The following is a 13,252-nucleotide window of genomic DNA, read 5'->3' on the forward strand; positions in this document are numbered from 1 at the left end:
GAGCGTGGAAACGGCGTTCTACTTGGCGATCATATTGGTTTCGCTCTTGCTGATGCTGGTGATTCTGCTGCAATCGAAGGCGTCCGGGTTCAGTGGTGCTTTCGGCGGAGATACGTCAGCAATCTATCGCACGCGGCGAGGCCTGGAGAAGACGCTGTTCCAACTGACGATCGGTGTTGCGGCCATTTTCGTCGTTCTCTCCCTCTTGGGGCAGTGGCTGCTCTAGGCTGACTTGGCGAAGGGTCACCCGATTGACGACCGTTCGGGGACGCACGTCACTCCTGCGATCACGCCGAGTGCGCTGGTGGGTGCTCTGGCTGGCGAGTTCGCTGCTCCTCGTCCTGGTCAGCGGCATGATCGCTCTCTGGCAATTTCGTGCACCCCCTCGCACCGCTTCGAGCATAACACCGGTCAGGAATGAGTCGTTCTTCTCGAGTCCCTCGGCTGAGCCGGCTCGGGTCGAGGGCGGGACGTTTCGTGAGGGAATCATCGGCCGGATCGGGACGCTCAATCCGTTGCTCGCCGAGTCGACGGCGGAGGCGGCGGTGAGCGTGCTCGTGTTCGAGGGGCTGGTCTGGGTGGACGGGAGCGGAGTACCGCAGCCGGCGTTGGCGGAGCGTTGGACAGTGAGTGAGAATGGATTGGAATATACCTTCTTCCTTCGGCCGGATGCCCAGTGGCATGATGGTGAACCGGTCACTGCCCGCGATGTCCTCTTCACGATACGCCTCCTCCAGGACCCCGATTTTCCAGGGAACGAGACGTTAGCGAATTTCTGGCGAACGGTGACCGTCGAGATCGTCGATGCTGCATCGATCCGTTTTCGTCTGCCCGAGCCGTATGCCCCATTTCCGACCTACCTCTCGCTGCCGATCCTGCCGGAACATGTGCTGGCGGAGACGGTGGTGAGCGACTTACCACGGAGCGGCTTTGAGTCACAACCGATCGGGAGTGGACCGTACCGCGTTGTTCAGGTCGATCGCGACCGGGGAGTGATCGAACTCGCTCGGCACGAGTCTTACCGGAGGCCGACTCCTGTCTTCGAGCGGGTGGAGTTGCACTTCTTCGAATCGGTCGACGAGGCCCTGGCTGCCTTTCGGCGCGGTGATCTGGATGCGGTCGATCTGGTGCCTTGGGGAGCGCTCGGTGACCCACTGTTGGTGGGTTCTCGCGCTCGCATCTACGCTCCATTACTCGCTGGGTATACAGCGCTCTTTCTAAATGGTCAGGCGCAGTTTTTCGCCGACGTCCGAGTCCGTCAGGCGTTGTCTCTGGCGATCGATCGTGTCCAGATAGTTCGCGACGTACTCAACAATTGGGCTGAACCAGGAAATGGGCCGATTCCCCCAGCTTCATGGGCTTATCAAACACAGGAGTACCGATTCGATCGTGCGGCAGCACTGAGCCTCCTTCGAGAGGCAGGGTGGGCAGATCGTAACGGTGATGGGGTCTTAGACAAGGAAGGGTTGACCTTTCGCTTTACGCTACTGACGAATGTCGATGATCCGCAACGAGTGGCTGTGGCGCAGGCAGTGGCGCAGCAACTGGCGGAAATCGGTATCAGCGTCACGGTTCAGCCGGTGGCTGCGGCGACACTCCAGCGACAACTGTTGAATCGCGAGTACACTGCTGCTGTGTTCGGATGGATGTCCTTGACCGGTGATCCGGACATGTTCGAGTTTTGGCATTCCTCGCAAGCCGAGGAAGGGGCTAACATCACGGGTTTCCGGAGTCGCACAGTCGATGTGCTTCTCGAGAAGGCTAGACAGGTATCCGATCAGGGCGAACGGCGTTCGCTTTACGTCGAGTTTCAGAGACTTTTTGCCGAATACGTGCCAGCGATCGTCCTGTATTACCCCCGTTATTGCTTCCTGATGAGTGATCGTATCGGCGGTGTCGATGCTGCACCCCTCGTTCGACCCGAAGATCATCTACGGCAGCTCCCGCGCTGGTATCGGATCGCGGGGTAGCGTCCTCTCGTCCTTTCGCCTATACTCAGCATTGCGTGCTTGGCGCAGATGACTGGAGGCATTCGGTGTATCCGCTTTTGCTCCCCTCGTTCGGCTGGCAGGAACTCCTGCTCGTCCTGCTGATCGTGCTCGTCGTTTTCGGCGCTGGTCGGCTACCGGAGATCGGTAGTGCCATCGGACGCACGATCCGAGAGTTCCGGACAGCAACGCGCGAAGCGACTGCCGAGGTTTCGGGAGACGAGCCGCGTTCGTGAGCGCATCTCAGTGCTCGTCGCGAAAGACGGTAAGGAGCTGACTTGGACGCTGGTTGCTCTCCTCGTGGAGAAGATCGATGAATGTGATGCGATGCCACGGGTAGAGCACTGTGGTCACTCCCTCAGCGGTGGTCGGGCGTTTGCCGTCGTGTCGCCGAGGCTTCCGTAGAAACACGCACTGGTGCTGTGGATCAGAGAGTTTATCGACTTCGGCGACGAACGGGTCGTCATTCAGGACATGAACCATCACGCGGAGCATGCCTCGTTCCGCCTCGAATCCGGTGCGAGCGCTATGGCTGAGCCCCGACCATCCAGGCTTCCGAGTTATGCGGTACCTCGATGCACGAGTGGTGTCGCCACACAGGGAGCGTCGAGGTCGATCGCCTCACTCATCTGTCCATCTGCTGCGAGCTGGGTGAGCGTACCCGCCCCGTTCGCGATCATTCAGTGGAATCCGCGACGACTAGTGTGCTCGCGATCCGCGCTGGGTCGGCGCCTTTCTCGATCACGGGACCAGTGTCGGAATGGCAGGCATAGATCGGTCTAGCATTGCTGTCGGGTATCAGCAGTTCGACCATCAGATCGGGGATGCCACAAAGGGTTGCTCGAAGCAGCGTCTCCAGAGGATGTGTCATCCTATCCAGGCACGTCACTGTGCCGTCGAGCCAAGCGAGGACGATTCGCTCGTCGTCAGCATTTGGGCGATTCGTACCGGACCGAGTACCCGCAAGCGCCAGAAAGGGCGACCATCCACCAAGCGTGAGTTGACCACGATGCCGTCGTCTGAGGCCCCCTCTGTGGCGTCGGTGCGGGCGACCGGTGTCGCGCGGGCAGGATGACGACGGTATCGACGCTAGATCACGTCTTTAGAAACAGCGGCAAGGACATAGAGACATTTGTCATCGCTACCGATGACGACGAGCGCACCAGTGACGGCAGGGGGCACGAAGTGGGCCAGCGGTACGGTAACGCCGGGCGAGGCGACCGGTGCGAGTTCCGACTGCATACACGGCGCCGTCGTCAGAGCCGAAGACGATGAGCCCTCGGGTCAGACACGGCATGATGGCGATAACTCTTCCAAGTTGGAAAACTCCAACGGAGGGTACCCGAATCGCGCTTGAGTGCGTCCAGTGTTCCATCGTACGAACTGGCGATGATGAGCGAGTTCTCCGGGACGGCTGATCCACGCACTTCGTCGCCGGTCTAAAAGGACCAGAGAATCGATCTTTCTTGGGTCGGTGCTCGACTCGCGGGATCGCTCTGGCGACCCGCTGTTACCGAAGGACGACGAGGGGTTGTGTCGGCAGAGCGCGCCACTCTGCGGCTATCGCTCCGGCATTGGAGGGACACAGGCTAGGATCGTAGGCCGGTGCGCCGAGCATGATCTTCTCTCATGCCGTGGTGAGTTTGGGATTGAACCGACCGGGCAGAGGTCTGGGAGAGCGAGAAGGGCGAATGGGTGGGGGTTACTCCTGTTGCTCCGTGATCGAGCGGAGCTCACAGTGCAGAGAGGTCATCGCGTGGATCATCGATTCACGCGGTATCGTTCGGGAGGTGCGTAGCCGAGTGTATTGGCTACAGTACCGCGGCAGAGTCGATAGAACAGTCGACCGACGCCGAAATCGATGAGACACAGCGTATCGTCCGGTCGGAGCATGATGTTCGATGGCTTGAGATGACGAAACACGATCGGTTGTGGTTGCTGAATATCGAGGAAACGAGAAATGATCGTGTAACCGGAGCGCCCAGTCTCTGAGGAGTGACTCGATAACGGGTTGGCCGGTGCGTGCGGGATGGTGCTCGAGGTCTTCTCCGGTTACGAACTCGAGTACGAGACAACAGACAGACGGTTCGACGAAGAAGGCGTCGACCTCCGGGGATGGCTGGATGACACAGTGTGGCGGGAAGCGGCGCTTCTCACTCGAAAGCAATGTGTTGGAGTTCGCGGACAGTGGGATCATCACTCGCCTGCATGACTTTCATGGCACCCAATCGCTCGTCTTGGGCGAGGGAAACGGTACGCATTCCGCTGTGGCCGAATTCCCTCAGGATCCGATCACGTGGGACGATCAACGAACCCTAACCGAGTGGGGGCTGTTCCTCCTGGTGCGTCCGCATGCTCTTCACTGGATATAATCGGCGTCCGGATGGTTACCGATGAGATTCGGAGCCGGGTGCGATGAGGGATCTCGAGGGTGAGCGTGAGCTGGTGGGGAAGGCGAAAGAGGCGGCGCGTCGGCGATCATTTGCGTGGGATCTTGCCGAAACACTCCTGATCGCGCTCGTTCTGTTCGTCGCTATCCGAGGACTCATCCTGAACTATCGCGTGGATGGCTCCAGTATGGAGCCGACGCTGCACAACGGGGAGATGCTCATCGTCAACCGGCGTGCGTACATGGGAATTCCGCTCGGTCGGTGGCTGGCAGCTGTGCCGGGAGTACAAATCGACCAGGATTGGGTCTGGTACCCATTCGGTCAGCCGAAGCGCGGCGATATCGTCGTTTTTCGACCCCCGAACGGAGGAAGCGAGCCGTATGTCAAGCGGATCATCGCCTTGCCTGGGGAACACGTCGAAATTCGAGACGGGGCTGTCTACATCGATGGGAAGCGTCTCATCGAGCCCTATCTGACCGAACCGACGATGTGGCGAGGAATGGCGCTGAGCCACGAGTACGTGGTAGAGCCCGGGCACGTGTTCGTGATGGGCGACAACCGGAACAACAGCAGTGACTCGCGTGTGTTCGGTGCGGTACCGATGTCGTCGATCATCGGGAAGGCGTGGCTCACGTACTGGCCGCCGGATGAGGCGAAACTTTTGGGCACACCAGCCTACGCCTTGGAGTGACCGGCCCAGAAGTGTAGAATGGTGATGACGCGAGGAGCACAACGTGTGGGCGAGGCGGGAGGGGCCCTGTACGAAAACGTGAGCGTGCCAGAGGAAGGTGCAGGGTATGATCGAGACGGTTGTCGATAGCATCCGCGTCAGCTTGGTGACACAACATCGGGTCGTGCTCCTGAAGGAGGTCCATGGGGATCGGCACCTCCCGATCTGGATCGGCCCGTTCGAGGCCGAGGCGATCGCGATGGCGATCCAGGGCATGACGCCTGCCCGCCCGCTGCCGTATGACCTCCTGCGTACGATCATCGCTGAACTCGGGGCGGAGATCCGGGAGGTAGCGGTCACGGATCTCGCTCAGGAGATCTTTTATGCCCGGATCGTCCTCACGGTCAATGGTCGGCGTATCGAGATCGACAGTCGACCGAGTGATGCGATCGCTCTGGCGGTCCGCGCTAAGGTGCCGATTTACGTCGATGAGTCGGTGATGGATCGCGCGGGTGTCCGTTTGGAGAGTGAAGAGGAGTCGGAGAGCGAAGCGGAATTCGAGCCGCCGGAAATCGAGCGTGTCGAATCAGAAGAATCGATCTCCGAGGCAGACTTGTCGGTTTTCCGGGAAGTCATCGAGTCGCTCGATCTCGATGACCTGGACAAGAAGTAGGAGAGGCATGGATCCGCGCTGGGAACGTGTGCGAGCGATCGTACTCAATTTGGTCGAACGCTGCGCAGTCTGTGGCCAACGATTCGTCCCAGAGGACCTGCAGGCCCTGGGACGCTCTCGTACGACATGGGCGTTCCGGCTGACCTGTCACTCCTGTGGCGTCACCAGCTTGATCGCCGCGGTCATCGGGGAAGAAGAGTTAGCGGCGACCTCAGCTCGTTCGAATAGGGAACCCGTAACCGAACGTGATGTCGAGGAGATCCGGACTTTTCTCGAACACTTCGATGGTGATTTCCAACGGTTATTCGGTTACTCCGGTCACGACCGAAGTCGATGAGCCAGCCTCAGGGTGGGGATTCCCCGCGACGATGCCACTCGCGTTCGATCATGTCCTCGGGAAAGCGTATGAGTTCATGCCCCAATGATGGACAACGAAGATTGTGCAGATCGATCTTCTTGTTGATGGCGCGAGCCAGTTCCCGGTAACGCCAAGCCAAGCGATGCAGGATGGCGATGTGCCCGGGGTCGTTTCGATCGCATTCTTCCACCGCTCGCCAGTACTCGTCCCACGCCTGCCGAACCAGTGCACGCTCTGCGTAGATTTCCTTCCGCAGCTGTAACCAATCGGGAAGGAGCCCATTCTTCTTCAGGATCCGATACGCGGCCCATACTTCGCTGGGACCGCCGTCGTCAGGTGGAAGGGGGCGTCCCTCACCAGTCAAACTGCGGAAGGCACCAGCTTCTTGTGCTTCGCGGATACGCTCTTCGACGAGTCGGTCCAACCAGAACATGCGGAGTTCCTCCAGTTCGAGAGTGAGTATAGCCTGACTCGCTGGATACTAGCGCGTCTGCGTATACTGGCCCCGGATGAGCGAGAGGATCGGGTGATGGAGGAACGGGAAACGGCTCGCCGGGAGATCGATCTCCAGCCACTCCGACGTATCCTCGAGGAACGGTATCGCCCTCGAGACCACCAGGAGGCGCAGGAGCTGGTCGTCGGTGCTTGCCAGGAAGCACAGCATCTGTACGGGTGGGTACCGCCGCAGGCCGCGCAACTCATTGCTGAGCATCTGGGCGTGACGATCAATCGGGTCTATGGGCTACTCACCTTCTACGCAGATTTTCGCACCGAACCACCGGGTGAGCATTTCCTGTGGCTCTGTCATGGTGCCGCATGCTATATCGCTGGGTCACAAAAGGTCGTCGACGCGTTGCGGACCGAATACCGTCTCGCTGAGGATGGAACGACTCCCGACGGTCTTTTGACTGTGCACATTTTCAATGGATGCTTAGGGGCGTGTGACTTGGCGCCCGTTGCTCAACTCGATCATCACGAGTACATCGGACAGCTCGATGAGAATCGCTTGCGGGAGCTCTTCGAGGAGCTTCGCGCGCGCCGAGCGGTAGGGGGAAACGATGAAACGCTTGAGTGATCGGGCTGCGTTCGAGCAGTACGCAGCGCAGGCACAGGCGCGGTGGGAGCGGCTGTGGTCGGAAGACCAGTGGGTGATTTCGGTGGGGGTAAGCGGGTGCAGCATCGCGAAGGGGGCGCTGGAGACCTACCGGAACTTGTCGCTGCACCTCTCCGAGGGACATATCCCTGCGGTGCTGAGGCAGGTCGGCTGTGCCGGATGGTGCTTTGCCGAGCCGTTCGTCGAAGTCAAACTCCCCGGGCAACCGCCGATCGTCTACGGCTGGATGACGACAGACCGTGTCCCTGAACTCCTGGACGCGCTCCGTCGTGGCGATCTGCGGCCAGACTGGGCGCTTGGAGTCCGAGCTGCCGAAGCGTGGCAAGGTATTCCGCCGATTACCGAGCATCCGTTTCTTCGACGCCAGCGCAGGCTGCTCCTCGAACATGCGGGCATCATCGATCCGGAATCGATCGAGGACTATATTGCGATCGGTGGCTACCGTGCTTTCCTCAAGGCACTCTTCGAGATGACGCCGGAGGAAGTCATCGCCGAAGTCAAGGCGTCGAACCTGCGTGGCCGGGGTGGAGCCGGGTTCCCGACCGGTATCAAATGGGAGAGCGGGCGCCGCACACCTGCGCGACCGAAGTTTGTGGTCGTGAACAGTCATGAGGGAGAACCGAACGTCTTCAAGGATCGACGCCTCCTCGAATCGAACCCGCATCTCGTACTGGAGGGGTTACTGATCGGCTGTTACGCTCTCGAGACACCCTACGGTTACAACTACATCGGCGGCGAACATGCCCTTGCGCTTCAGCGCTTTCAGCGTGCTGTCGAGCAAGCGTACGAATTGGGGTTGCTCGGTGACGACATCTTGGGAAGCGGCTTCTCCTGCCACGTGCGGGTCCGCACGGGAGGAGGTGCGTACATCTGTGGCGAAGGTTCAGCCTTGATGTACGCGATCATGGGCCAGCGGGGGCAGCCGCGAACCAAGCCACCCCGCTCCGTGGAAGAAGGACTCTGGCGTCGTCCGACTGTGTTGAACAATACCGAGACGTTCGCCTCGATTCCAGCGATCATCCGGAATGGTGGCTCTTGGTACGCTTCCTTGGGCACCAAGGAAAGCACTGGGACCAAACTCGTCACCATGCAGGGACCCGTCAAATATCTGGGCGTCGCCGAGATCGAGTTCGGGCTGTCGATGCGTGAACTCGTTTTCGATGTGTTCGGCGGCCTGCGCGAAGGCTATCGCTTCAAGGGAATTCAGACTGGCGGCGTGTCAGCGGGGCCTCTGCGCGAGGACGAGCTGGACGTACCCCTCGACTTCGAGGCACTCACACCGCTCGGAGCGATGGTCGGGTCGGGGGGATTCGTCGTCTTCGACGAGTCCGTCTGCGCGGTCGATTTCGCCCGCTATCTCGTCGCGTTCAGTCGTAACGAGTCGTGTGGCAAGTGCACACCCTGCCGGCTCGGAACACCGGCATTGGTCGAGATCCTGGATCGCATCCGGCATGGATTCGGCCGACCACAGGATTTGGACAGCATCCAGTATGCCAGTAAGCACATCATCGAGCTCTCGTTGTGCGGTCTCGGCCAAGTTGCACCGATGCCGCTGCTCGGTATGCTGGAGCGCTTCCGGGACGAGTTCATCGAACATATCACCGAGCGACGCTGTCGCGCAGGAGTTTGCCCGATCGCGGCAGGAGAACCACTCGGCGTAGGACGCTGATTCATCCTTCGCTGAGTCCAAGATCGCCGTCGATGACGGCGATCTTGCTTCTCGCGTTACTCACAATGAGATCGTGAGCCCACGCCCTCTCGCAACAGCCTGGCCCACGGCTTCGGCGGCGACTGCCAAATCCTGAACGGCGTTCCCCACTGATTTGAAAAGGGTGATTTGCTCCGGCGATGTCCGGCCTGGTCTCTGCCCGGCGACGATCTGACCGAGTTCGGTCCGAATGTGCTCTTCGTCGATGAGACCGGCGCGAAGTGGCTTGATCAGGTCGCCTGCCTCGGCGAGCGCCGCGCTCAGCGCGTCGACCACCACGTAGGCCCGAGCCACTGTCTCGGGTGGGATCTCCTGCATCTCGGGGGTAAAGGCACCGATCGCATTGATATGGACGCCTGCTGGGACCAGTTCGTCAGGAAAGAGCGGTTCTCGAGCTGTCGTGGCGGTACAGATGACGTCGACGCGGGGTAAGACCGTGAGCGGATCTTCGATCGGAATGACCTCGGCTCGACACTCCGGCATGAGCTGGCGAAGACGGTCACCGAAGGTTGCAGCGGCTTCCTGGTTGCGATCGTAAACATAGACTTTTCGAATCGGTCGCACAGTCAGGACCGCCCATGCCTGCGTCGGACCCTGTGCGCCGGCACCGATGACGAGAAGCGTTTCGGCGTCTTGGCGCGCCAGTAGGTCGGTAGCGGCTCCGGAGGCGGCTCCGGTACGAAGAGCAGTGAGATAGGTGCCATCGAGCAATGCGCTCGGTTCGCCCGTGATCGGGTCGACGGTGAGAACCGCCGCGTGAATGGTCGGCTTGTCATGCAAGCGCGGGTTATCCGGAAAAACCGAGACGACCTTCAAGCCGAGTCCACCGGTCGAGGGGACAAAAGCTGGCATAAAGAGGACGGTACCGTTGTGTTCCCCGACCTCGAGCGGTATCCGGAGCGGTGACTGCGCTCGACCGAGGGAGAGATCGCGGAAGGCCTGCTTGACGAGTTCTATCGCTCTCGACATCGGCACGAGTTCTTGCACGTCGCGTCGCGTCAAGACCAGCATCGTCGCTCGTCCTTCCGGAATAGCTGCGCACTCAGCCGGGGGCAGTGTACCACGAGAAGGTTTTGCCGATGCGTGTGGGACCGTAGCGTGGCAATCAGCTCGACTGTGAGGGCACGTTGCCTTGACGGTGTGTCGGCACTTGTGGCAAAATGCGCTTGTGACAAACGAAGAACGGTCCCCGATAGCTCAACGGTAGAGCAGGCGGCTGTTAACCGCAAGGTTGCAGGTTCGAATCCTGCTCGGGGAGCCGGATGACCAAGCCACCCCATTACTGGGGTGGCTTCGTTTGTTGCCGTTTCGTGTTTCCGTGCAGGGGCTCTGCTCGCAGACAGTCAGTGTTGCAGCGTCTGGATGGGGTACGAGTTCCGGCTTTGTGGTATGAGCGATAGAATGCGCGCAGGTCGAGTCGGGATCGTGGATACGAGGAGAGAGGGTTGAGCGTGCGAGCGGTCGTAACGAGGCGGATTCCCGAGGCTGGACTGCGTGTTCTCGATCGAGCTGGCCTAGAGTATCGTATTTGGCCTGGAGACCTTCCACCGAGTCGAGAGGAACTGGTCGAATTCGCGCGCGGTGCCGATGGATTGTTGACGCTTTTGACGGAACGCATCGACGAAGCACTGCTCGACGCCTTACCGACCGTCAAAGTGGTAAGCAATATGGCGGTCGGCTTTGACAATATCGACGTCGATGCGTGTACGAGAAAGGGTGTCATCGTCTGCATTACCCCGGATGTTTTGACGGAAACGACAGCTGATTTTACGTGGGCGCTGATGCTTGCCGTCGCACGGCGCGTCTGCGAGGCAGCTGAAAGCGTTCGAGCCGGTACCTGGAGGACGTGGGAACCACTCGGCTTCCTCGGGCGCGACCTCTCGGGTGCAACGCTGGGGATCATCGGTTTCGGACGGATCGGCCGTGCAGTTGCTCGTCGAGCCCGCGGATTCGGCATGCGGGTGTTGTACACGGACCAGACCCGGCAGTCATCGGAGGTCGAGCGAGATCTCGGGGCGACGTTTGTCCCCCTCGAGCAGCTTCTGGGCGAAAGCGACGTCGTGACACTGCACGTGCCCTTGACACCAGAAACTAGAAAGCTGATCGGCGCGCGAGAACTCGCATTGATGAAACCTCGGTCGATCCTCATCAATACGGCGCGTGGTCCCGTCGTCGATACCGAGGCCCTGGTAGAAGCTCTTCGAACGGGTCATCTCTGGGGAGCAGGTTTGGATGTCACCGATCCCGAACCATTGCCAGCCGATCATCCGCTTCTGCAGTGTCCGAATGTGATCGTCACGCCGCACATCGCGAGTGCGAGCGAGACGACGCGTGCGCGTATGGCCGAGTTGGCGGCAGAGAATCTCGTAGCGGCTCTCCAGAACCGACGTCCGCCGCGGTCGTTGAATTGGGACGAAGTCCGCGGGAAAGGAAACTGAGATGCGTCGCGTCGTAGTGACTGGGATCGGGATGATCACGCCGATCGGAAACGATCCGACGACCGTGTGGCGGGCGCTCATGGAAGGACACTCCGGTACGTCGCGACTCACTCGGGTACCGGCGGATGATTTGCCTAGTCGGATCGCGGGAGAGGTCAGAGGGTTCGCACCGGAGCAGTACTTACCCGCAAAGGACGTCAGGCGTACGGATCGCTTCGTGCAGTTTGCAGTCGCTGCGGCGCGAGAGGCTCTGGTTGCTGCTCGTCTCGACTTGACGCCTGCACTGGCGGAGCGCACAGCAGTCTTGATCGGATCGGCGCTCGGTGGAGTAGAGACGTTCGAAGCTGGGGTCGAGACATTGCGGACACGTGGTGCGGGGAAAGTCAGCCCGTTTCTCATTCCGATGTTCCTCGCAGATATGGCCGGAGGGGTGACTGCGATCTCTATCGGTGCAACCGGACCCAATTTTGCGACGCTGTCAGCGTGTGCGAGCGGTGCCAATGCCATCGGTGAGGCTGCTCGCATGATTCGGAGCGGCCGCGCTGATATCGCTTTGGCTGGTGGGAGCGAGGCACCGTTGACACGAACCGTCGTAGCGGGGTTCGCTGCCTTGCAGGCGTTGTCGCGTCGCAACGACGAGCCCGAGACCGCGAGCCGCCCGTTCGATCGTACGCGCGATGGTTTCGTGATCGCTGAAGGAGCAGCCATTTTGGTGCTCGAAGCTGAAGATCTTGCGCGTGGGCGCGGTGCTCCGATTCTCGCCGAGGTCGTTGGTTATGGAACCACGGCGGATGCCTATCACATCGTGCAGCCCTGTACTGATGGGCGCGGCGCAGTGGCAGCCATGCGTCAGGCTTTGGAGGATGCCGGGCTTTCGACCCGAGACATCGACTACATCAATGCACACGGGACGAGTACGCCGCTGAACGATGCAGCGGAAACAGCAGCGTTGAAGCAATTTTTCGGTGGACAGAAGGCCGTTCCACCTGTCAGTTCGACGAAAGCACTGACTGGACACCTCTTAGGTGCAGCTGGTGCCCTGGAAGCAGCGATCTCGGTACTCGCTTTGGTGCATCAAGTCATCCCACCGACCTGGCACCTCTTGGAACCAGACCCGGACTGCGACCTCGATTATGTGCCGAATGCACCACGGAAAGGGCGCCTACGCTACGTCATGAGCAATGCTTTCGGTTTCGGCGGACACAATGTCGTATTGATCTTCGGTCAGTATCCGCCGGGTGAGTCTCCGTCGAATCGTCCGAGTTGGTCGAGCCACTCTTCGACAAAACCCGGATCATCTTGAAGCAGCAACGGCAGTCCGAGCGGCGTGGTGCCTTCTTGCAATCCTGGGCTATGAACGTTCGTCCCTCGCTCGACCACGAAGAGATGCGGGCTCCCTTGTATCGCGCGGGAGTGACTCTCTTGCCAGTCCTTCCAGAGTTCGCGCCAACCTATGCCGGACCAGAACGCGTCTTGCAGTCGATCGGTGACGATTCCCTTTCGGTCGAGTGTGTCGATGAGTTCGGGTAGGACGGCGACATTGCACTGGTCGAGGAAGAACGCTTCTCTCACGGCTCGATCGACGGTGTCGGCGAAATCGGGGTCCTGCTGGCGTGCAGCGGCGGCTAGGGCCATTGCGGGAAGGAAAGTGGAGGGATAATCGTCCCGTCGCCACGGGGCGAACGCCTCCGGCTCGCAGCGGGCGAGAATCGCGCGTTCGGCTTCCAGGAGCCAACGCGGGCTGGCACGTTGGTTGACGAGCTCGAGAGGCCAGTAGCGCCAGAGAACGCGGAACGGGCGACGGGAGGCGCGCAGCGCTCGGCGCAGACGCAGTGAAACGACGTAACTCCACGGGCATTGGATATCGGACCAAAACTCGATCGTCAGCACAAAACCCTCCTTTCTGTCGGCAA

General features: G+C 60.3%; 15 protein-coding genes and 1 tRNA gene. 12 read left to right on the plus strand and 4 right to left on the minus strand.

Features of this window, described 5'->3' with window-relative positions; translation table 11 throughout:
* The first annotated feature begins 4 nt into the window (after positions 1 to 4).
* From secG to tatA, 3 genes are all read left to right on the plus strand, one after another.
* Entirely contained in the window at positions 5 to 226 is a 222-nt protein-coding gene (gene secG / locus ACWIVK_RS01355; protein ID WP_448574735.1) for a preprotein translocase subunit SecG, read from the plus strand.
* A gap of 25 nt (positions 227 to 251) precedes the next feature.
* On the plus strand, positions 252 to 1,970 hold the full coding sequence (locus ACWIVK_RS01360; RefSeq protein WP_448574736.1) for a peptide ABC transporter substrate-binding protein: 1,719 nt from the start codon (positions 252 to 254) through the stop codon (positions 1,968 to 1,970).
* Positions 1,971 to 2,035: 65 nt separating this feature from the next.
* Positions 2,036 to 2,224: a twin-arginine translocase TatA/TatE family subunit gene (tatA, locus tag ACWIVK_RS01365; protein ID WP_012642169.1), complete on the plus strand. Its 189-nt coding sequence runs from the start codon at positions 2,036 to 2,038 to the stop codon at positions 2,222 to 2,224.
* Positions 2,225 to 3,077: 853 nt separating this feature from the next.
* Here tatA and ACWIVK_RS01370 read toward each other — a convergent pair.
* Positions 3,078 to 3,230, minus strand: a complete 153-nt coding sequence (locus tag ACWIVK_RS01370) for a hypothetical protein (RefSeq protein WP_448574737.1) — start codon at positions 3,228 to 3,230, stop codon at positions 3,078 to 3,080.
* Positions 3,231 to 4,111: 881 nt separating this feature from the next.
* On the opposite strand from ACWIVK_RS01370, the gene ACWIVK_RS01375 reads away from it, so the two are divergent.
* The 4 genes from ACWIVK_RS01375 (at position 4,112) to ACWIVK_RS01390 (ending at position 6,058) form a co-directional block, all read left to right on the plus strand.
* On the plus strand, positions 4,112 to 4,360 hold the full coding sequence (locus ACWIVK_RS01375) for a hypothetical protein (protein WP_448574738.1): 249 nt from the start codon (positions 4,112 to 4,114) through the stop codon (positions 4,358 to 4,360).
* 43 nt (positions 4,361 to 4,403) lie between these two features.
* Complete coding sequence (lepB, locus tag ACWIVK_RS01380; protein ID WP_448574739.1) at positions 4,404 to 5,069, plus strand: signal peptidase I; 666 nt, start codon at positions 4,404 to 4,406, stop codon at positions 5,067 to 5,069.
* A gap of 106 nt (positions 5,070 to 5,175) precedes the next feature.
* Positions 5,176 to 5,721 carry a bifunctional nuclease family protein gene (locus ACWIVK_RS01385; RefSeq protein ID WP_448574740.1) on the plus strand — a complete coding sequence of 182 codons (546 nt, stop codon included), beginning with the start codon at positions 5,176 to 5,178 and terminating at the stop codon, positions 5,719 to 5,721.
* A 7-nt stretch (positions 5,722 to 5,728) separates the two neighbouring features.
* A complete protein-coding gene (locus tag ACWIVK_RS01390; RefSeq protein ID WP_448574741.1) occupies positions 5,729 to 6,058 on the plus strand; it encodes a hypothetical protein in 330 nt (109 codons plus the stop codon).
* A 7-nt stretch (positions 6,059 to 6,065) separates the two neighbouring features.
* On the opposite strand, the gene ACWIVK_RS01395 is transcribed toward ACWIVK_RS01390, so the two are convergent.
* Positions 6,066 to 6,512 carry a DnaJ family domain-containing protein gene (locus tag ACWIVK_RS01395; RefSeq protein ID WP_448574742.1) on the minus strand — a complete coding sequence of 149 codons (447 nt, stop codon included), beginning with the start codon at positions 6,510 to 6,512 and terminating at the stop codon, positions 6,066 to 6,068.
* A gap of 96 nt (positions 6,513 to 6,608) precedes the next feature.
* On the opposite strand from ACWIVK_RS01395, the gene ACWIVK_RS01400 reads away from it, so the two are divergent.
* Positions 6,609 to 7,154, plus strand: coding sequence for an NADH-quinone oxidoreductase subunit NuoE family protein (locus ACWIVK_RS01400; protein ID WP_448574743.1), 546 nt, complete (start codon positions 6,609 to 6,611; stop codon positions 7,152 to 7,154).
* Entirely contained in the window at positions 7,138 to 8,862 is a 1,725-nt protein-coding gene (locus tag ACWIVK_RS01405) for a complex I 51 kDa subunit family protein (protein ID WP_448574744.1), read from the plus strand. Before ACWIVK_RS01400 ends, ACWIVK_RS01405 begins: the two co-directional genes overlap by 17 nt.
* Before the next feature lie 60 nt (positions 8,863 to 8,922).
* On the opposite strand, the gene ACWIVK_RS01410 is transcribed toward ACWIVK_RS01405, so the two are convergent.
* Positions 8,923 to 9,912, minus strand: coding sequence for an ornithine cyclodeaminase family protein (locus tag ACWIVK_RS01410; protein ID WP_448574745.1), 990 nt, complete (start codon positions 9,910 to 9,912; stop codon positions 8,923 to 8,925).
* A gap of 175 nt (positions 9,913 to 10,087) precedes the next feature.
* On the opposite strand from ACWIVK_RS01410, the gene ACWIVK_RS01415 reads away from it, so the two are divergent.
* The 3 genes from ACWIVK_RS01415 to fabF all read left to right on the plus strand — a co-directional run bounded on the left by ACWIVK_RS01415 (position 10,088) and on the right by fabF (position 12,642).
* Positions 10,088 to 10,159, plus strand: a tRNA-Asn gene (locus ACWIVK_RS01415).
* Between the two features lie 193 nt (positions 10,160 to 10,352).
* Complete coding sequence (locus ACWIVK_RS01420) at positions 10,353 to 11,339, plus strand: 2-hydroxyacid dehydrogenase (RefSeq protein ID WP_448574832.1); 987 nt, start codon at positions 10,353 to 10,355, stop codon at positions 11,337 to 11,339.
* A 1-nt stretch (position 11,340) separates the two neighbouring features.
* Positions 11,341 to 12,642 carry a beta-ketoacyl-ACP synthase II gene (fabF, locus tag ACWIVK_RS01425; protein WP_448574746.1) on the plus strand — a complete coding sequence of 434 codons (1,302 nt, stop codon included), beginning with the start codon at positions 11,341 to 11,343 and terminating at the stop codon, positions 12,640 to 12,642.
* Here the strand turns inward: fabF and ACWIVK_RS01430 are convergent.
* Positions 12,564 to 13,229, minus strand: a complete 666-nt coding sequence (locus ACWIVK_RS01430; protein WP_448574747.1) for a DsbA family oxidoreductase — start codon at positions 13,227 to 13,229, stop codon at positions 12,564 to 12,566. The two genes, fabF and ACWIVK_RS01430, sit on opposite strands and share 79 nt — an antisense overlap.
* Positions 13,230 to 13,252: the final 23 nt, after the last annotated feature.

This window comes from Thermomicrobium sp. (assembly GCF_053493975.1).